19 protein-coding genes are annotated in these 19,350 nt (G+C 67.4%); 9 read left to right on the forward strand and 10 right to left on the reverse strand.

Annotation, left to right across the window (positions count from 1 at the left end; genetic code table 11):
- Nucleotides 1-231 precede the first annotated feature (231 nt).
- Complete coding sequence (locus E7V67_002490; GenBank protein ID WUR16214.1) at nt 232-1,299, reverse strand: acyltransferase; 1,068 nt, start codon at nt 1,297-1,299, stop codon at nt 232-234.
- Nucleotides 1,300-1,625: 326 nt separating this feature from the next.
- Here E7V67_002490 and E7V67_002495 point away from each other — a divergent pair, with 326 nt between their 5' ends.
- Genes E7V67_002495 through E7V67_002525 form a run of 7 tightly spaced genes read left to right on the forward strand, consistent with a single transcriptional unit; the run spans nt 1,626 to nt 10,303 of the window.
- Nucleotides 1,626-1,715, forward strand: coding sequence for a potassium-transporting ATPase subunit F (locus E7V67_002495; GenBank protein ID WUR13995.1), 90 nt, complete (start codon nt 1,626-1,628; stop codon nt 1,713-1,715).
- Nucleotides 1,712-3,469 (forward strand): potassium-transporting ATPase subunit KdpA, encoded by a 1,758-nt coding sequence (gene kdpA, locus E7V67_002500; protein WUR13996.1) that lies wholly within the window; start codon nt 1,712-1,714, stop codon nt 3,467-3,469. The genes E7V67_002495 and kdpA overlap by 4 nt, the downstream gene beginning before the upstream one ends.
- 10 nt (nt 3,470-3,479) lie before the next feature.
- Complete coding sequence (gene kdpB, locus E7V67_002505; protein WUR13997.1) at nt 3,480-5,561, forward strand: potassium-transporting ATPase subunit KdpB; 2,082 nt, start codon at nt 3,480-3,482, stop codon at nt 5,559-5,561.
- On the forward strand, nt 5,558-6,127 hold the full coding sequence (gene kdpC, locus E7V67_002510; protein WUR13998.1) for a potassium-transporting ATPase subunit KdpC: 570 nt from the start codon (nt 5,558-5,560) through the stop codon (nt 6,125-6,127). The genes kdpB and kdpC overlap by 4 nt, the downstream gene beginning before the upstream one ends.
- 28 nt (nt 6,128-6,155) lie before the next feature.
- Nucleotides 6,156-8,843 carry a DUF4118 domain-containing protein gene (locus tag E7V67_002515; GenBank protein ID WUR13999.1) on the forward strand — a complete coding sequence of 896 codons (2,688 nt, stop codon included), beginning with the start codon at nt 6,156-6,158 and terminating at the stop codon, nt 8,841-8,843.
- Complete coding sequence (gene kdpE, locus E7V67_002520; GenBank protein WUR14000.1) at nt 8,836-9,537, forward strand: two-component system response regulator KdpE; 702 nt, start codon at nt 8,836-8,838, stop codon at nt 9,535-9,537. The genes E7V67_002515 and kdpE overlap by 8 nt, the downstream gene beginning before the upstream one ends.
- Nucleotides 9,538-9,586: 49 nt before the next feature.
- Entirely contained in the window at nt 9,587-10,303 is a 717-nt protein-coding gene (locus E7V67_002525; GenBank protein ID WUR14001.1) for a TorF family putative porin, read from the forward strand.
- A 41-nt stretch (nt 10,304-10,344) separates the two neighbouring features.
- Here E7V67_002525 and E7V67_002530 read toward each other — a convergent pair whose 3' ends face one another.
- From E7V67_002530 to E7V67_002555, 6 genes are all read right to left on the reverse strand, one after another.
- The gene (locus E7V67_002530; GenBank protein ID WUR14002.1) at nt 10,345-10,869 is read right to left on the reverse strand and encodes a cobyrinic acid ac-diamide synthase; all 525 of its coding nucleotides are present in this window, start codon (nt 10,867-10,869) and stop codon (nt 10,345-10,347) included.
- On the reverse strand, nt 10,866-11,123 hold the full coding sequence (locus E7V67_002535) for a hypothetical protein (protein WUR14003.1): 258 nt from the start codon (nt 11,121-11,123) through the stop codon (nt 10,866-10,868). The genes E7V67_002530 and E7V67_002535 overlap by 4 nt, the downstream gene beginning before the upstream one ends.
- A gap of 132 nt (nt 11,124-11,255) precedes the next feature.
- Entirely contained in the window at nt 11,256-12,311 is a 1,056-nt protein-coding gene (locus E7V67_002540; GenBank protein WUR14004.1) for an acyltransferase, read from the reverse strand.
- A 114-nt stretch (nt 12,312-12,425) separates the two neighbouring features.
- Entirely contained in the window at nt 12,426-13,595 is a 1,170-nt protein-coding gene (locus E7V67_002545; GenBank protein ID WUR14005.1) for a hypothetical protein, read from the reverse strand.
- On the reverse strand, nt 13,589-14,182 hold the full coding sequence (locus tag E7V67_002550) for a GNAT family protein (protein ID WUR14006.1): 594 nt from the start codon (nt 14,180-14,182) through the stop codon (nt 13,589-13,591). Before E7V67_002550 ends, E7V67_002545 begins: the two co-directional genes overlap by 7 nt.
- Nucleotides 14,179-15,042 (reverse strand): MoxR family ATPase, encoded by an 864-nt coding sequence (locus E7V67_002555; protein WUR14007.1) that lies wholly within the window; start codon nt 15,040-15,042, stop codon nt 14,179-14,181. The genes E7V67_002550 and E7V67_002555 overlap by 4 nt, the downstream gene beginning before the upstream one ends.
- Before the next feature lie 241 nt (nt 15,043-15,283).
- On the opposite strand from E7V67_002555, the gene E7V67_002560 reads away from it, so the two are divergent.
- Together E7V67_002560 and E7V67_002565 are read left to right on the forward strand one after the other, a co-directional pair.
- The gene (locus E7V67_002560) at nt 15,284-15,604 is read left to right on the forward strand and encodes a cytochrome c (protein WUR14008.1); all 321 of its coding nucleotides are present in this window, start codon (nt 15,284-15,286) and stop codon (nt 15,602-15,604) included.
- Nucleotides 15,605-15,613: 9 nt separating this feature from the next.
- On the forward strand, nt 15,614-15,955 hold the full coding sequence (locus E7V67_002565) for a cytochrome c (GenBank protein ID WUR14009.1): 342 nt from the start codon (nt 15,614-15,616) through the stop codon (nt 15,953-15,955).
- A gap of 36 nt (nt 15,956-15,991) precedes the next feature.
- Here the strand turns inward: E7V67_002565 and E7V67_002570 are convergent, their stop codons facing one another.
- The 3 genes from E7V67_002570 to E7V67_002580 form a co-directional block, all read right to left on the reverse strand.
- On the reverse strand, nt 15,992-17,902 hold the full coding sequence (locus tag E7V67_002570) for an acyltransferase family protein (protein WUR14010.1): 1,911 nt from the start codon (nt 17,900-17,902) through the stop codon (nt 15,992-15,994).
- A gap of 61 nt (nt 17,903-17,963) precedes the next feature.
- The gene (locus E7V67_002575; protein ID WUR14011.1) at nt 17,964-18,392 is read right to left on the reverse strand and encodes a DUF1841 family protein; all 429 of its coding nucleotides are present in this window, start codon (nt 18,390-18,392) and stop codon (nt 17,964-17,966) included.
- Between the two features lie 96 nt (nt 18,393-18,488).
- Nucleotides 18,489-19,106: an RNA pyrophosphohydrolase gene (locus E7V67_002580; protein WUR14012.1), complete on the reverse strand. Its 618-nt coding sequence runs from the start codon at nt 19,104-19,106 to the stop codon at nt 18,489-18,491.
- Nucleotides 19,107-19,350: the final 244 nt, after the last annotated feature.

Here is a 19,350-nt window from a genome sequence, read left to right on the forward strand (position 1 = left end):
ATGCCATGGGCGGATGCCTGCGCATTCTATATGCAACGAGGTGTCGGCAAGGAGTCCCGGCGGGACCGCGTGACCGAAAAAAACCTTGATGGCGCAACGGACAAGACTGCTATTGTCGCTAAATGCTGTACAAACATCCAGCATTTTATGGCGCGACCGCTGGCGGGGGGGCCGGGGGAGGAGGCAGGACTGCCGCCAGCGGCTGGACGCGCCGGCGGCGAGAGGAACTTGTCAGCCCAGGGAAACGGCGCGGACCGCACCGCCGCCGCGCAGGCGCATGCGCAGCCACGTGCGCACGGGCGCGTCGAAGCGCTTGTCCAGCTGGAGGCACAGGTAGAACAACAGTACCGTCATCGCCGCCGCCAGCGGCCGTTCCCAGCCATGCACGAAGGCGGCGCTTTTGCGCACGATATGGCCGAACGGTACGTGCATCAGGTACAGCGGATAGCTTGCCACGCCCAATACTTCCAGGACCCTTGCATGCCAGGCGCGCGTGGGTTCCTCGCTGGCGGCCACGATGATCGCGAACGGCAGCACGACGAACACGGCCACCAGGTGCACGAGCCAGCCGTAGCCGGGCGGACTCGGCGTGACCATCAGGACGGCAAGCAGGGGGAAACTGAACCACGCCGGCAGGTTCCAGGTCCAGCGCTGCAACCGCGTGCGGTGACGGTACAGCAGCAAGCCAAGACCGATGCCGAAGACGGCGCGCAGGAAGCCGCCGAAGAAGGAGAGCCAGCCGCGCAGGTAGCCATGACCGAGCGTGTTGGTAGCGAGCGCCACAACGATCAGCAGCACCCCCGCGACGCCTACCACGACGGTCAGCAGGCGCTTGCCGATGTGCTGCCGCGTGTAGGCATATAACACGTTGACCAGCATTTCCAGAGCCAGGGACCAGAAACATATATTAACGGAATACATCGCTGGTGAACCGTTGACACTATATGGCAGGAAACATAAGGCGAGCGCGATGGCAAGCAGCCATTCCAGCACGACCAGATTCGGCTCGGCGCGGGCAACGGTACCGACAATGAAATAGGCGCCGCAAATCACGACGGACAATGCATAGACCGGATACAGCCGGGCGAAGCGCAAACGCATGAACTCGCCAGGGCCCATCCTGCCGCTGCCGAGCTTGTCGTCATAGGCGTGCGCGATCACGAAGCCGCTCAGCATGAAGAACAAGTCGACAGCAAGGTGGCTCTGCTGGAAATGGAAGCGGAACAGCTCGTCCCAGTGACGGGCGAGCACGAACAACGCGGCCATGCCGCGTATCCCGTCAAGGTAGGAAAATCGCATGAGATAAGAAAAGGCGGAACAGATGTGCCGCGATGCTAGCGCCAAATAATCAAAAAGAAAAGAGAAAATGTAATTCTTTTTTGGAAATAAATATTGCAACTATATTATTAGCTTTGTGAATGTCGGACATAGCCGCCGTGTTTACAGAACGTTTACGGCGACGTCCCGACTGTTTACCCCGTTTTTAGGCGCCGGCCGATAACCTTTCGTGCATCTCAACACTGTTCGGAGGTTTCCGTGGACATCGTATTTCTCGGCCTGATCGCGCTGTGCGTCGGGTTGGTCGGGGCGCTGGTGCTGGGCTGCGCCAGGCTGGGGAGGCAGCTATGAGCGCGGCTGACATTGCCGCCGCCTGCGTCGCCGCGGGCCTGCTGGTGTATCTGGTGGTGGCGCTGGTGCGCGCGGAGGCCCTGTGAGCGCCGCGTTCCTGACCCTCCTGGGCGTCTTCCTGCTCACCCTGCTGGCACTGGCATGGCCGCTGTCGGCCTGGCTGGCCCGGGTGGCCGACACCACCCGGCCGCCGACCGGTAGCGACCTGGCGGCCCGTGCCGAACGCGGCCTGTACCGGCTGGCCGGTATCGACGCTGACGAGGGCATGGGCTGGCGCGGTTATGCACTGGCCCTGTTGGCGTTCAATGGGTTCGGCACCGTGTTTGTCTATTCGATCCAGCGGCTGCAGTACTGGCTGCCGTTCAATCCGCAGCGGCTGGCCGCCGTTGCCGCCGATTCGTCGTTCAACACGGCCGTCAGTTTCGTGGCCAACACCAACTGGCAGGGCTACGCGGGCGAGCAGACGATGAGCCATTTCACGCAAATGGTCGCGCTGGCGGGCCAGAACTTCTTCTCCGCCGCGACCGGGATCGCCGTCGTGTTCGCGCTGGTGCGCGGCTTCGCCGCCCGCTCGGCCACGACGATCGGCAACTTCTGGATCGACGTGACGCGCGCGACACTCTACGTGCTGCTGCCGCTGTCGCTGCTGCTGGCGGTGTTCCTGATGGGGCAGGGCGTGATCCAGAACTTCGACCCCGACCATGCGGTGACGTCGCGCGAGCCGGTGACGTACCAGCTGCCGGGCGCCGCCGCCGTGACGGCGACGACTCAGGTCCTGCCCATGGGGCCCGTCGCGTCGCAGGAGGCGATCAAGCTGCTGGGCACCAATGGCGGCGGCTTTTTCAACGCCAACTCGGCCCATCCCTACGAAAATCCGACCGCGCTGGCCAACTTCGCGCAGATGCTGGCGATCTTCGTGATTCCGGCCGCGTTGTGCCTGGCGTTCGGCCGCATGGTCGGCGACATCCGCCAGGGCTGGGCCGTGCTGGCCGCGATGACGCTCGTCTTCGTGCTGGCGGCCTGCGCGCTGGCGGCAGCCGAACAGCAGGCCCATCCCGCCCTGGCGGCGCTGGGCGTCGACCAGGCGGCCGGCGCCCTGCAGGCCGGCGGCAACATGGAAGGCAAGGAGACCCGCTTCGGCATCGCGGCATCGAGCCTGTTTGCCGCCGTCACCACGGCCGCCTCCTGCGGCGCCGTCAACGCGATGCACGATTCGCTGATGCCACTGGGTGGCGCGGTGCCCCTGCTGCTGATGCAGTTCGGCGAGGTGATCTTCGGTGGCGTCGGCTCGGGCCTGTACGGCATGCTGGTGTTCGCACTGCTGGCGGTCTTCATCGCCGGCCTGATGATCGGCCGCACGCCGGAGTACCTGGGCAAGAAGATCGGCCCGTACGAGGTGAAGATGCTGGCGCTGGCGATCCTCGTCACGCCCGTGCTGGTGCTGGCGGGGACGGCCATCGCCGCCAGCGTGCCGGCCGGCGCCGGCGGCGTCGCCAACCCGGGCGCGCACGGCTTTTCCGAGATCCTGTACGCGTTCAGCTCGGCCGCGAACAACAACGGCAGCGCTTTTGCCGGCTTGTCCGCCAACACGCCGTTCTACAACACGCTGCTCGCGCTGGCGATGTGGTTCGGGCGTTTCGCCGTGATCGTGCCGGTGCTGGCCATCGCGGGCGCGCTGGCCGCGCGTCAGCGCCTGCCTGCCAGCAGCGGCACGATGCCTACCCACGGCCCGCTGTTCGTGCTGCTGCTGATCGGCGTCGTGCTGCTGGTCGGCGTGTTGAACTACGTGCCCGCTTTGGCTCTCGGCCCGGTCATCGAACACCTGCAACTTTTCCAATAAGAGGTAAACCATGTCACGCAAGACGCTGACACTATTCGACCGCAAGCTGGTGGGGCCGGCGTTGCTGGAGGCACTGCGCAAGCTGCACCCGCGCGTGCAGCTGCGCAGCCCTGTCATGTTCGTCGTCTACGCCGGCAGCATCCTGACCACGCTGCTGGCCGTGGAGGCCCTGGGCGGCGCGGTGGAAGCCGACGCCGGCTTCATTGCCGCGATCGCCGTCTGGCTGTGGTTCACGGTGCTGTTCGCGAATTTCGCCGAGGCGCTGGCCGAAGGCCGCAGCAAGGCACAGGCGGCGTCGCTGCGGGCACTGAAGTCCACCGTGATGGCCAAGAAGCTCGCCACACCGCGCCATGGCACCACCTGGCTGCCGGTGCCGGCCACCGACCTGCGCAAGGGCATGACGGTGCTGGTCGAGGCGGGCGACGTGATCCCGGCGGACGGCGACGTGATCGAGGGCGTCGCTTCGGTCGACGAAAGCGCCATCACCGGCGAATCCGCGCCCGTGATCCGCGAATCCGGCGGCGACTTCTCGGCCGTCACCGGCGGCACGCGCGTGCTGTCCGACTGGCTGGTCGTGCGCGTTGCGGTCAACCCCGGCGAAGCGTTCATCGACCGCATGATCTCGATGGTCGAGGGAGCGCAACGGCAGAAGACGCCCAACGAGATCGCCCTGACGATCCTGCTGGTGGCGCTGACGATCGTGTTCCTGGTCGTCACGGTGACGTTGCTGCCGTTCTCGCTGTTCGCAGTGCGGGCCGCCGGCAGCGGCACGCCCGTCACCGTCACGGTGCTGGTGGCGCTCCTGGTCTGCCTGATCCCGACGACGATCGGCGGCCTGCTGTCGGCGATCGGCGTCGCTGGCATGAGCCGGATGATGGGGGCCAACGTCATCGCCACGTCCGGCCGCGCGGTGGAGGCGGCCGGCGACGTCGATGTGCTGCTGCTCGACAAGACCGGCACGATCACGCACGGCAACCGCCAGGCTGCCGCCTTCCTGCCGGCGCCGGGCGTCAGCGAGGAGCAGCTGGCGCGGGCGGCGCGGCTGGCATCGCTGGCGGACGAGACGCCGGAAGGGCGCAGCATCGTGGTGCTGGCGCGGCAGCGCTTCGACCTGCACGAGCGCGACACGGCAACGGCGGGAATGGCGTTCGTGGCGTTTACCGCGCAGACGCGCATGAGCGGTGCCGACATCGGCACGCGCGCCATCCGCAAGGGCGCCGCCGACACGATCCGCCGCCACGTCGAGGCACAGGGCGGCCGCTATCCGGCCGAGGTGGCGCGCGCCGTGGACGACGTGGCGCGGCGCGGCAGCACGCCGCTGGTCGTGGTGGACGACGGCCGGGTACTGGGCGTGGTCGAGCTCAAGGACATCGTCAAGGCGGGCATCCGCGCCCGCTTCGCCGAGCTGCGCCGGATGGGCATCCGTACGGTGATGATCACGGGCGATAACCGGCTGACGGCCGCGGCGATCGCCGCCGAGGCGGGCGTCGACGATTTCCTGGCCGAGGCCACGCCCGAGGACAAGCTGAAGTTGATCCGCAGCCAGCAGGCCGAAGGCCGCCTGGTGGCGATGACGGGTGACGGCACCAACGACGCCCCCGCGCTGGCCCAGGCCGACGTGGCGGTAGCGATGAACAGCGGCACCCAGGCGGCCAAGGAGGCCGGCAATATGGTGGACCTGGATTCCAACCCCACCAAGCTGCTCGAGATCGTGGAGATCGGCAAGCAGATGCTGATGACGCGTGGCGCGCTGACGACGTTCTCGATCGCCAACGACGTGGCGAAGTACTTCGCGATCATTCCCGCCGCTTTCGTCGGCACCTATCCGCAGCTGAAAAGCCTGGACGTGATGCGCCTGGGCAGCGCCGACTCCGCCATCATGGCCGCGGTGATCTTCAACGCGCTGATCATCGTGTTCCTGATTCCGCTGGCGCTGAAGGGCGTGCGCTACCGGCCCGTCGGCGCCAGTGTGCTGCTGCGCCGGAACCTGCTGGTCTATGGCCTCGGCGGCCTCGTGCTGCCCTTTATCGGCATCAAGCTGATCGACATGGCGCTGGTCGCGCTGCACCTGGTTCAAGGAGTTTCGTCATGATTGCAATGATCCGTCCCACCCTCGTCATCTTCGCCGCCCTGACGCTCGCCTGCGGCATCGTCTATCCGCTGGCCGTCACCGCCATCGGCCAGGCGCTATTCCCGGCGCAGGCCAACGGCAGCCTGGTCGTGCAGGATGGCCAGGTCGTCGGCTCGCGCCTGATCGGCCAGTCGTTCACGGCGCCGCGCTATTTCTGGGGCCGGCCGTCCGCCACCGCGCCGATGCCGTACAACGGTGCCGGCTCGGGCGGCTCGAACCAGGGCCCGCTGAACCCCGCGCTGACGAGTGCCGTCAGGGACCGCATCGCGGCGCTGCGCGATGCCGATCCGGACAACACGGCGCCGGTGCCGGTGGACCTGGTGACGGCATCGGCCAGCGGTCTCGATCCCGACATCAGCCTGGCCGCCGCGGAGTACCAGGTGACGCGTGTGGCCCGTGCACGCGGCCTGGAGCCGGCCCGGGTGCGGGCACTGGTGGCGCGTCATGCGGAACGGCCGCTGTTCGGTTTCCTGGGCGAGCCGCGCGTCAACGTGCTGGCGCTGAACCTCGCGCTGGACGCGCACTGATTTGCCACCGATCCGCTACACTGCGCCCATGATGCCCGACGAACGCCAGCGCCCCGATCCGGATATCCTGCTCGCGCAGGTGCAGGCCGGCGCTGGCCGGGCGGCACGTGGCCGGCTGCGCATCTATCTGGGCGCTTCCGCCGGCGTCGGCAAGACCTGCGCGATGCTGGCGGCCGCACGCAAGCTGCAGGCCGAGGGCACGCGGCCGCTGGTAGGCATCGTCGAGACGCACGGCCGCGCCGACACGGCAGCCCTGCTGGACGGGCTGGAGGTGCTGCCCAGGAAGGACGTGGCGTGGCGCGGCAAGGCGCTGCCGGAGTTCGACCTCGATGGCGCGCTGGCGCGGCGGCCGGCGCTGCTGCTGGTGGACGAACTGGCCCATTCGAACGCGCCGGGGGCGCGCCATCCGAAGCGCTGGCAGGACGTCGAGGAGCTGCTGGACGCTGGCATCGACGTCTTCACGACGGTCAACGTGCAGCACCTGGAGAGCCTGAACGACGTGGTGGGCGGCATCACCGGCGTGCGCGTGGCGGAGACGCTGCCGGACACGATGTTCGACCGCGCCGACGAGGTGGTGCTGGTGGACGTGCCGGCCGACGAGCTGCTGGCGCGCCTGCGGCGCGGCCAGGTGTACCAGGGCGGGCAGGCCGAGCATGCGGCTCGCAACTTCTTCCGCAAGGGGAACCTGATCGCCCTGCGCGAGCTGGCGCTGCGCCGCACGGCCGAACGCATCGGCGACGACGTGCAGGCCTATCGCGTGGAAAAGTCGATCAGCCCGTTGTGGAAGACGGGCGTGGCGTTGCTGGCCTGCGTGGGGCCGCGGCCGGGCGGGGAGCATGTCGTGCGCAGCGCGGCACGGCTGGCCGGCCAGCTGAACGCCCATTGGCATGCCGTCTATGTCGAGACGCCGGCGTTGCAGCGGCTGCCGGCGGCGCGGCGTGAACGCATCCTGCAGACCTTGAAGCTGGCGCAGGAGCTGGGCGCGACGACCGCGGTACTGGCCGGCGACGATATCGGCGCTGCCATTGCCCGCTACGCGCTGGCACAGAACATCGGTAAAGCGGTGCTGGGTCGCGCGACGCGCACCTGGCCGTGGCGCACGCCGCACCTGCGCCGCATCGCGGCCGCCGCGCCGGCGCTGGATATCGTGGAAACCGGCACGGACGCCCTCGCGGCACCGCCCCGGTCCGGCCAGGGCGCCGAGGTGCGCGACGACCCGGCGCCGGCCGGCTGGCGGCGCTACCTGCTGGCCGCCGCCGCCAGCGGCTTCGTCGCGCTGGCCGGCTGGCCGCTGGCCGGGATTCTGGAGATCACCAATATCGCGATGCTGTTCCTGCTGGCCGTGCTGCTGGTGGCCGTGCGGCTGGGCCGCGGCCCGGCCGTCCTGTCCAGCTTTGTCGGCGTGGCGGCATTCGACTATTTGTTCGTGCAACCCACGTTCTCGTTTGCCGTCAGCGATTTCCAGTACCTGATCACGTTTGGCGTGATGCTGCTCGTGGGCCTGATCGCCAGCCACCTGACGGCCGGGTTGCGCTTCCAGGCGCGGGTGGCATCGCATCGCGAGGAACGGGCGCGCGCCTTGTATGAGTATGCGCGCGAGCTGACGGGCGTGCTGCAGACGGAGCAGGTCTGCGAGATCACGCAACGCACGCTGGCGCAGGCGTTCCACGCCCACGTCACGCTGCTGCTGCCCGACGCCCAGGGGCAACTGGAAACCCCGGCGGCGGCCGGACCCGGACACCGGCCCGACCCGAGCATCGCGCAATGGGCGTTCGACCACGCCGAGCCGGCCGGCAGCGGCACCGGGACCTTGCCCGCCGCGCCGCTGTTCTACCTGCCGCTGGTGGCGCCGATGCGCACGCGCGGCGTGCTGGCGCTGGAGCCGCGCGAGCAGCGCTGGCTGCTGATTCCGGAACAGCGGCGCCAGCTCGACACGTTCGCGGCACTGGCCGCCATCGCGCTGGAGCGGGTGCACTATATCGACGTGGCCCAGGGCGCGCTGGTGCAGATGGAATCCGAGCGGCTGCGCAATTCGCTGCTGGCGGCGCTGTCGCACGACCTGCGCACGCCGCTGACGTCGCTGGTGGGCCTGGCCGAGTCGCTGGCGCTGTCGCCGCTGTCGCCGGTGCAGCTGGAATTGGCCCATGCGCTGCGCGACGAGACGCTGCGCATGAGTGCCCTGGTGGCGAACCTGCTGGACATGGCCCGTATCGAGAGCGGCGCTGTGCACCTGAACCTGCAATGGCAGGCGCTGGAGGAAACCGTGGGCAGCGCGCTGCGTGCCTGCCGCGCGCAACTGGCCGGCCACCGGGTCGTGACGCAGCTGCCCGCCGGCCTGCCGCTGGTGCGCTACGATGCGGTGCTGATCGAGCGCGTGCTCGTCAACCTGCTGGAGAACGCGGCCAAATACACGCCTGCCGGCAGCACGATCACGCTGGGCGCGCTGGCGCACGAGGGCCGGCTGGAAGTCACGGTCGCGGACGACGGACCGGGCCTGCCGGCCGGCCAGGAGGAAGCGATTTTCGAGAAATTCACGCGCGGCGAGCGCGAGTCGGCCAAGCCCGGCGTGGGGCTGGGGCTGGCGATCTGCCGCGCGATCGTGCAGGCGCATGGCGGTACCATCGCCGCGCGCCGGGCGCCGCAGGGCGGCGCGGCGCTGGTGTTCATGCTGCCGCTGGGCAGCGCGCCCGCGCTGCCGGAGGAACCCGATGAATGATGTAACGACACCCACCGCGCTGCTGGTCGAGGACGAACCGCAGATCCGCCGCTTCGTCCGCCTGGCGCTGGAAGAGGAGGGCTGGCACGTGCAGGAGTCGGCGACGATGCAGCGCGGCCTGATCGATGCCGGTACGCGCCGGCCCGACCTCGTCATCCTCGACCTGGGCCTGCCGGACGGTGACGGTGTCGACCTGATCGCCGATCTGCGCAGCTGGTCGCCCGTTCCCGTGATCGTGCTGTCGGCCAGGGTGTCGGAGGAGGACAAGATCCGCGCACTGGACGCCGGCGCGGACGACTATCTCACCAAGCCGTTCGGCGTGGGCGAGCTGCTGGCCCGAGTGCGTGCGTTGCGCCGCCGCCGCCGCGTCCCGGAGCAGGATGCGTTCGGCGCCGTGCAGTTCGGCGACGTGCGCGTGGACCTGCAGGCGCGCCTGGTCACGCGGGGCGGGCAGATGGTGCACCTGACGCCCACCGAATACCGCCTGCTCGCGGTGCTGGTCAACAATGCCAACCGCGTCGTCACCAATCCCCAGCTGCTGCGCGAGGTGTGGGGGCCGTCGAACGCCGAAAACGGCCACTACCTGCGCATCTACATGGGCCACCTGCGCCAGAAGCTGGAGCGCGATCCCGCCCAGCCCGTGCACCTGCTGACCGAAACGGCGGTGGGTTACCGGCTGCTGCTGGCGGGCTAGCGCAATCCCGGGGCCGATTCCGGCCCTTCTCTCAACTTCGAAAGTGAATATGAAACGATTGATTTCAGGCGTCGTCACGTCCCTGCTGATTGCCAACAGCTACGCGCAGGACAGCGCGGTCTCGTACAACGTTGCCGCCACCTCCGACTACCGCTACCGCGGCATCTCGCAAACCCGGCTGCGCCCGGCCCTGCAGGGCGGCGTGGACTGGGCCGACAGTGCCAGCGGCGTCTATGCCGGCGCGTGGGCCTCGACGATCCGCTGGACCCGCGACGCGGGCGGCGACGGTGGCGCCGAGGTCGACCTGTACGCGGGCAAGCGCGGCACCCTGGCGCAGGGCGTGACCTACGACGCCGGTGTGCTGGCTTATGCCTACCCGTCCAACGGTTTGCAGCCGAATGCCGACACGCTGGAACTGTACGTCCAGCTGGGACACGGCCCGGCCACGCTGAAGTATTCGCACGCGCTCACCAACCTGTTCGGCTTTGCGGACAGCCGCCACAGCGGCTACCTCGACGCCGCCCTGAACCGCGAGCTGGGGGCCGGCTGGACGTTGAACCTGCACGCTGGCCGCCAGCGCGTGCGCCGCCATGCGGCATCGAGTTATACCGACTGGAAAGTGGGGGTGACGAAGGACCTGGGTGCCGCGACAGTGGCGCTGGCGTATGTCGGCACCAATGCCGACAAGGGGGCGTACGCGTCTCCGGCGAACGGCAAGTTCACGGGGCGCGATGCGCTGTTGCTGACGGTGTCGAAAGTGTTCTGACGCGGTGTGCGGCGGCCGCTGGCCGTCGCGTGCGGGATGGCTCAGCTGCCGAAGACGGTGGCGTACAGCACGCCGGGATGGCTGGCCAGCGCCGCTCCTGGCAGCGTGCGTTGCAGAGCCGCCGTGGTGCGGATGCGTTCGGCCCCCGGCACCTGGTCCGGCACGATGACGACACGCAGGCCGGGATTGAACAGCCGCGCATTGCCGATGCGTTCGGCCAGCCGGGCCGCGCGTGTCACGTCGCCATGCAGGTCGCCGGCCGGAATCACGACGACCCTGGCCGCGATCAGGGCGGCACGGCTGCCCAGCGAATCGCGGCCGTCCGCATCGACGACGATGTCCTGGAAGCGCTGGCCCAGGTTGTCCAGCTCCGCCTGCACGCTCTTGCCGCACACGGCGCGCACCGCGACGGGCAGCGCGCCGCCGCCGCACGCTCTCGCGTGGGGATGGGAATCCGCGTCCATCAACAGCACCTTGCGCCCGGCCAGCCCGCGCAGCGCGGCCAGGTGCTCGGCCAGCGCGAGCTTGGCCGCGCCGGTTCCCTCGCTGACGACGGTGACGATCATGCCGGCACCACGCGGCCGAGCTGCGCGGCGGGGAGGGCGCGCGTGACGGCGTCGATGACGCGCTGAACGCCCGGTTCGGTCACGCGCAGCCAGACCTGCATCCGGCTGGCGTGATCGATGGGCTGCATGCGCATGAAGGACAGGCGGCTGCCGCAGGCGCGCGCGACGAGGCGGCGCAATTCGGTGACGCGGTCGGCATCGACCGTGATGAGCATCAGCCGGGTGGCGGCGGGAACGGTGGTAAGCGTTGACATGGTTGGCTATCGTGGTTGAGAGGGTTCCACGATAGCGAGCCAGCCGTAACCTGGGCGTAAAGAGTATCGCCCGGTCCGTCAATACAGCGTAAAAACGCTGACCCGTTTCCGTTCAGCGCCGGGCCGCGCGCGTCATGGCACCTGCAGTGCCGGCAGCCTTGGACCGCGCGTCCGCAGCCATGCGCGCACCGGCACGTCGAAGCGCTTGTCGAGCTGCAGGCACAGCAGGAACAGCAGGCCCGCCATCACCGTGGCGGCGGAGCGCTCCCAACCTGGCACGGTACTGGCCACCTTGTAGGCGACGGTGGCAAACGGCACGTGCAGCAGATACAGCGGATAGCTGCTGTTGCCCAGCGCGTGCATGGTACGCAGCTGCCAGGCACTCGTCGGCTCGCTTGCCGCCGCCACGACGGTTGCCAGCGGCAACACGATCAAGACACTGGCAAGGTCGAACAGCCAGCCATGCGGCATCGGCGGCGCCACGAAAACCATGGCCACCAGCGGAAACGCGCACCACGCCGGGAGCAGGCGGCCGATGCCGCGCAGGCGGTCACGATGCCGGTACAGCAGCATCCCCATGCCGATGCCGAAAAACGCGCGGGTGCAGCCGCCAACCAGCGACACGGTATTGAACTGATAACCGTGATCGAGGCTTCCAGTGGAGACGGCCAGAGCGACCAGGGCGACGCCGGTCACGCACACGACGGCCGGCACCGCTGCCTTGCCAGCCGCGCGGCAGGCATACCCGTAAATCAGGTTCACCAGCACTTCCTGCGACAAGGACCAATAACACACGTTCATGGCGAACAGCGCGGATGCGCCGGCGACGGCCCAGGGCAGGAAGCTCAGGGCGAATACACCGGCGACCATCCATTCGCCCACTGCCGGGCCACCATGCGTACCGGTCAGCGACCGGGCGGCCTGCAGCCCGGTCGCTACCAGTACCGACAGCGCATACAACGGATACAAGCGGGTCAGGCGGTTGCGCATGAAGGCGTCCGGCGTCATCGCTCCGGAGCGGAGCTTGGCTTCATAGGCGTGGGCGAGCACGAAGCCGCTCAGCATGAAGAACAGATCGACCGCCAGGTAGCTTTTGCTGAACGACAGCTTGAACAGAAAGTTCCAGTGCAACGCCAGCACGAAGAGCGCGGCCATGCCGCGCAAGCCATCAAGATAAGAGAACCGCATTTAACATTGAGCAACAAAAATTCTACTATGGTAACACAATCAATAGGAGAATCATCGTCGCTCGCGGTGCTCCTGCGCGGCTCCCGGACCGTCGGCGGCCGGTTCCGCGGCGCTCTACTTGGTCAGCGTCCGCATCGCCCGTTCCAAGCCGTCCAGGGTGATGGGGAACATGCGATTGTTCATCAGCTGGCGGATCACGGCGATCGACTGGCGGTATTGCCACAGCCCTTCCGGCTCGGGGTTGAGCCAGACGAACTTGGGGAACGCGTGCGTGAAGCGGGCCAGCCATTCGGCGCCTGCCTCTTCGTTGTTGTACTCGACCGAGCCGCCCGGCTGCAGGATCTCGTAGGGGCTCATGGTGGCGTCGCCGACGAAGATCAGCTTGGTGTCCGGCTTGTACTTGCGCAGCACGTCCCAGGTGGGGAAGCGCTCGGCGTTGCGGCGGCGGTTGTTCTTCCACAGGTAGTCGTAGACGCAGTTGTGGAAATAGTAGAACTCCATGTTCTTGAACTCCGTCTTGGCGGCCGAGAACAGTTCCTCCGTGCGTTCGATGTGGTCGTCCATCGTGCCGCCCACGTCGAACAGCATCAGCACCTTGACGTTGTTGCGGCGCTCCGGCTGCATCTTGATGTCCAGGTAGCCGGCGTTGTTGGCGGTGGCGCGGATGGTCTGGTCCAGGGCCAGTTCCTCGGCCGCGCCTTCGCGCGCGAAGCGGCGCAGCCGGCGCAGCGCCACCTTGATGTTGCGCGTGCCCAGTTCGCGTTCGGCATCGTAGTCCTTGTAGGTGCGCTGGTCCCACACCTTCACCGCCGTGCGGTTGCCGCCTTTGCCGCCGATGCGGACGCCCTCGGGATTGGTGCCGCCATTGCCGAACGGCGAGGTGCCGCCCGTACCGATCCACTTGCTGCCGCCTTCGTGGCGTTCCTTCTGCTCCTTCAGCAGTTCCTGCAGGCGTTCCATCAGCTTGTCGTAGCCGAATTTTTCCAGCGCGGCCTTCTGCTCGTCGGTCAGTTCGCGCTGCATGCGCTGCACCAGCCAGTCCAGCGGAATCGACGCATTCGCTTCGAAGGCGCCATTGATGCCCTTGAAGTACTGGGCGAAGGCGCGGTCGAACTTGTCGAAATGCGCTTCGTCCTTCACCAGGGTCAGGCGGGCCAGGTAGTAGAAATCGTCGAGCGACTGGTCGATGACGTTCTGCTGCATGGCCTCCAGCAAGGTCAGGAACTCCTTGATGGTGACGGGGATCTTCGCGTCCTTCAAGGTGAAGAAGAAGTCGATCAGCATGGCCGTTCCTTCGCGAGCAGGTAGTCGAGCTGGGCGCGCACTTCCGGCCATTCGCCCCGCACGATGCTGTAGATGACGGTGTCGCGCACCGTGCCGTCGCGCCGGCGCGCGTGGTGGCGCAGCACGCCATCGCGTTTCGCGCCCAGGCGCTCGATGGCGCGCTGCGACGCATGGTTGAAGTTATCGGTCCGGAAGCCCACCACGGCGCAGCCCAGCGTGTCGAACGCGTGTGCCAGCAGCAGGCGCTTGCAGGTGGTGTTGACGTGGCTGCGCTGGCGGCTCCGCGCATACCAGGTGTAGCCGATCTCCAGGCGGTCCAGTGCCGGCACGATGTCGTGGTAGCTGGTGGTGCCGATGACGGTCTCGCTGGCCGCGTCGATCACGGCGAAAGCCAGGCGGCCAGGCCGCATTTCCAGCCCGGCGGCGATGTAGGCCGCCACGTTGTCCGGCTCCGGCACGGAGGTGACGCGCAGCTGCCACAGCTGGCCGTCGCAGGCGGCCGCGCGCAGGCCGGCCTCGTGGCGCGGCTCGAGCGGCTCGAGCCGCACGCCATTCGCCGCCAGCGTGATGGGAACGACGTCGTTCATCGGTTGGTGCGTGCCATGTAGACGAGGCGTTCGAACAGGTGCACGTCCTGCTCGTTCTTCAGGAGGGCGCCGTGCAGCGGCGGCACGATCGATTTCGTGTCCTGGCTGCGCAGCGCTTCCGGCGGGATGTCCTCGGCCATCAGCAGTTTCAGCCAGTCGAGGAACTCGGACGTGGACGGCTTCTTCTTCAGGCCCGAGACGTTGCGCACTTCGTAGAACGTCTGCAGCGCCTGTGCCAGCAGCTCTTGCTTGAGCTGCGGGTAGTGCACCTTGACGATGGCTTCCATCGTGTCCTTGTCCGGGAACTGGATGTAGTGGAAGAAGCAGCGGCGCAGGAAGGCGTCCGGCAGCTCCTTTTCGTTGTTGGACGTGATGATGACGAGCGGGCGATGTTTGGCCGTGACCATTTCGCGCGTCTCGTAGACGTAGAACTCCATCCGGTCCAGTTCGCGCAGCAGGTCGTTGGGGAATTCGATGTCGGCCTTGTCGATCTCGTCGATCAGCAGCACGACCGGCTCCGGCGCCGTGAAGGCCTGCCACAGCACGCCCTTGACGATGTAGTTGTGGATGTCGCGCACGCGCTCGTCGCCCAGCTGGGAGTCGCGCAGGCGCGACACGGCGTCGTATTCGTACAGGCCCTGCTGCGCCTTGGTGGTCGACTTGATGTGCCACTGCAGCAGCGGGCGGTCCAGCGCGGCCGCCACTTCCTCCGCCAGCATCGTCTTGCCGGTGCCCGGCTCACCCTTGATCAACAGCGGGCGCTGCAAGGTCAGGGCGGCGTTGACCGCCAGTTTCAGATCGTTGGTGGCGACATAGTTGTCGGAGCCTTCGAAGCGCTTGGCTTTGTTGTTGGGATGCATAAAGTGAACTTCCAGGTGGCGGAAAAACGTCAAGTATAGGGCGATTTGGCGGGCCTCGCGGCGCCGTTTGGGGCGCTCCGGCAACTTTGTGGACGACCCGAAACAGCTAGGTTAGAATCAATGATTGGTAGTATGAAAGTCAAGTATTTGTGTAAGCAGCAAGGGGGACCGGGAGACAGCGGCAGCGGTGCGCCGGCATGAGTCCCCTCCGATTACCTTTTTTTGATTCATCTAGCCACCCATGACAAAACTCTTCGCACTTCTCGTGCTGGCCGGCGCGGCCAACGCCGCCATGGCGGCCGACATCGTCGGCAACGCCTCGGCGGCCCGCAACAAGATCGAAATGTGTATCGGCTGCCACGGCATCCCCGGCTACAAGGCCACATTCCCCGAGGTGTTCCAGGTGCCGAAGATCGGGGGCCAGAATGCGAAGTACATCGAGAACGCGCTGAAGGGCTACCAGAAGGGCGATCGCAAGCATCCATCGATGAAGGGCATCGCCGTCAGCCTGTCCGACCAGGACATCGCCGACATCGCCGCCTTCTACGCGCAGCAGAAATAAGGAGCGACCATGACCAAACTCACCGTTGCCCTGCTGCTGTCCGCCTTTTCCTTCGCCGCCCAGGCCGGCGGCAACGTCGATGCCGGCAAGGCGCTGGCCGAGAAATATGCCTGCGCCACCTGCCACGGCAAGGACTACAACTCGCCGATCGATCCCAGCTATCCGAAACTGGCGGGCCAGCACCGCGACTACCTGGAGCACGCACTGGTCGCCTACAAGCGCGCCGACGGCGCCAATGGCCGCAACAACGCGATCATGACGGGCCAGGTCAAGCCGCTGTCGAACCAGGACATCCGCGACATCGCCGCCTACCTGCACAGCCTTCCCGGCACGCTGACGACGCGGCGCTGATGCCCGGCGGCCCGGCCTGGCCGGGCGTCTCGTTGTCTACCTGGGCGCCAGCAGCGCGTCCAGCGCCCCGCCGGCACGCCGCGCCAGCCAGCGCGCACCGTAGCCGGACAGGTGCATGTCGTCGGCATACAGGATCATTTCGCGCTCCATGACCTTGCATTGGCGTGCGTCGCACAGCAGCGGGAACGGATCAAATACCGCCACGTTGCGCTGGGCCAGCCATGGCAGCAAGCCGGCACGGTAATCGCCATCGCTGCGCCGCGCATCTTCGGCCGTGCGCTGGCAAACGTATTTATCGTTGAAGTGCAGCGGGCGCGGAATACAGCCGCGCGGATTGGCTCCCGTGGGCGGGGCCAGGAAAACCACGACCTGCCGGCCCAGCCGCTGGTACCGTTCCACCGTGTCACGGACAGCCGCATCGAAGCGCGCCGCGTTCTCGTGCAGCACCGCATAATCCTTGCCACGCGCATAGCCGGGCCAGTGGGCCGCCAGCACGACTGTACGGATCGACGGCGTGCGCGCCACATAAGCGGCTTGCGCGCGTACCAGTTCGCGGCAATGCGGCAGGCCGTAATCGGCCAGTGGCGGACATTCGCCGCGCGCGACCTGCCGGAACACAAAGCCGGGCGGCTGCCGCCGCGTCGCATATTCCAGCAACGTTCCCGCGTACACATTGGCGAAGCTGTCGCCGAGCAGTGCCACAGTCGGCGCCTGCCCGGGCGCGTTGCCGTCGTTGCACCAGTCTTCCGCCGTGTCCACGCCGGTCAGCCAGCGGCAGCTCATCTTGTCGGGGTAGTCGAACTTGTTCAAGGCGCGGGCCCGTTCGATGCTCGCGAACAGGGCGCCGTCCTGCGGCGGCTGCCACGTCGCCGTCAGCGCGACCAGCGCCATCGCGGTGGCCAGGCCCCACCCCTTGGCGGTGGGCCGGCCACCGTGGCGCAGCGGCGTTTCCAGCAGGCGCCACGTCAGCCACGCCAGCACGAAGCTGAGAACGAAGACCGCATTGCGCTCGCGCGCCGGCGCCCCGTCGACGATCCGGCAGAACGCCAGCAGCAGCCAATGCCAGAGATAGAGCGGATAACTGATCTTGCCGATCCAGACCATCGGTGCATTCGCCAGCAGGCGGCCCAGCCGTGCCGCGCCGCCGGCGTAAATCAGCAGGACGGTAGCGCCCACTGGCAGCTGCTCCCTCCAGCCTGGGTAGCCATGGCCGTCGCTCAGCGCGACCAGGGCGCCGGCGAGACCCGCCAGGCCCGCCAGCGTCAGCGCTTCGGCGTGCCAGCCGGCACGCGCCTCATGACGGGCTTCTGCTTGTAAGGCGGCCAGCAATGCCCCCGCCAGCAGTCCCCACATGCGCGTATGCGGCAGGAAGAACGCGGCCACGGGATCGGTCCGCACGGTCAGCAGGTTCGCCGCGAACGACAGCGTCGCCAGCACGGCGATCACCACGGTGGGGCGCCAACGCCGCCGCCAGGCGGCCCACAGCACCACCGGGTATATCAGGTAGAACTGCTCCTCGATCGCCAGGGACCACAGGTGCAGCAGGGGCTTTTGTTCGCTGGCGTTGTCGAAGTAGCCCGCCTCGCTCCACAGCCGGAAGTTCTGCACGAAGCCCGCGCCGGACACGGTGTGGCGCGCCAGCTGGGCGAATTCGTCCGGCAGCAGGGCCACCCATCCCAATACCAGTCCCGTCGCCAGCACCAGGCAAAGCGCGGGAAAGATGCGGCGTACGCGGCGAGCATAAAAGTCGGCGAAGCGGAACGTGCCGCGTGCGAGGCCGTCGAGGATGATGCGGGAGATCAGGTAGCCGGAAATGACGAAGAAGACGTCGACGCCGGTGAAGCCACCCGCCAGCTTGCCTGGAAAGATGTGATAGACCAGGACGGCAAGGACGGCGACGGCGCGCAGGCCGTCGATATGGGGACGGTAAGAAAGGGCTGCAGACATCGGGCAGGCGATAAATGGTCAACCTGCGATTGTACAGGCTGGCCTGGCGCCGCCGGCGGGGCTAGCGTGCCCGCAACCGCACCGCCTCGATGTAGGCGTCGCCATCGGGCGGCAGGCCGCTGCGCTGGGACTTCCAGATCATCTCGCCCAGGCATTCCATGATCTCGTGCTGCGCCTCGTGCGGCGAATCGAGCTTGCGCGCCAGCGCCTCGTAGGCGGCGCGGATGCCGCGCGGCGAGTCGATCGAGACCTGTTCGGAAATCGACAGGTGCATCGACAGATGCAGGAAGGGATTGGCCTGGCCGCCCTCGACGGAATAGTCGCGCGTCAGCGCACTGTCGACGTCGGCCAGCGCGTCCGCGTATTCCGGATGTTCCAGTACCCAGTCGAGCGCCATCGCCTCGAGCGGGGTCAGGACTTCCTTGGCGCCATGCTTGCGGAACACTTCGCAAAAGAAGCGGCGGACATCGTGGGAGGAGGGAGTAAACATGAGGCTCGGAACGTATGGCGGCGGCGGGCCGTCATTGTAGACCAGAACGGACGAGGCGGCACGCCGCGACCTGGCCGCGGCGTGCTTGCCGAAACATCAACGCTTGCCGCTCGCCAGCGCCGTGCCGTCGCAGCCGACGATTTCCGGCGCCGGCGCTTCCTTCGGCGCCTGCTGCCCCTGCTGGCCACGGCCGTGCGGCTGGCGCAAGTAGCGCGCCGAGTGACGCCGTTCGCCGTGCGGCGGCCACGTCAGGAAACGCGACAGCTCCTGCAGCGCGCGCTGGTAGACCTCGCGCTTGAATTCGATGACGACGTCCAGCGGTACCCAGTACTCGTGCCAGCGCCACGCGTCGAACTCGGGGTGGTCGGTCAGGCGCAGGTTCACTTCGTTGTCGCGCGCGCACATCCGCAGCAGGAACCAGATCTGCTTCTGGCCCCGGTAGTGGCCACGGATCTCGCGCTTGATGAAGTGGTCCGGCACTTCGTAGCGCAGCCAGTCGCGCGTGCGGCCGACGATCTTGACGTGTTCCGGTCGCAGTCCGATCTCTTCTTCCAGCTCCCGGTACATCGCCTGCTCGGGCGTTTCGCCGTACTTGATGCCTCCTTGCGGAAATTGCCATGAGTGCTCGCGCACCCGCTTGCCCCACCACACCTCGTTATGAGAGTTGAGCAGGATGATGCCGACGTTGGGGCGGAACCCTTCCCGATCGAGCATATTGCACCTCAAACTTTCTGCGGCCTTGCAATCCTTCTACGTTGTTGCCCGGGACGCGCGTCGACGCCATGACGCGCCGCCGGTGCCGGGCTGCGATGCGGCGCAACAGTCCAGCCGGCCGCCGGGCGGCACGGCGGGACTGCGCGGTCGATCGAAGCCATACTCAGCCTGCCGGCTGCGCTTACGCGGAGCGTAAGCGCCCGGACGGCCCGTCATTTGATCGCATTTGTACAAAGTATGGACG

The sequence above is a fragment of the [Empedobacter] haloabium genome, from assembly GCA_008011715.2.
Lineage (GTDB): Bacteria > Pseudomonadota > Gammaproteobacteria > Burkholderiales > Burkholderiaceae_D > Rugamonas > Rugamonas haloabia.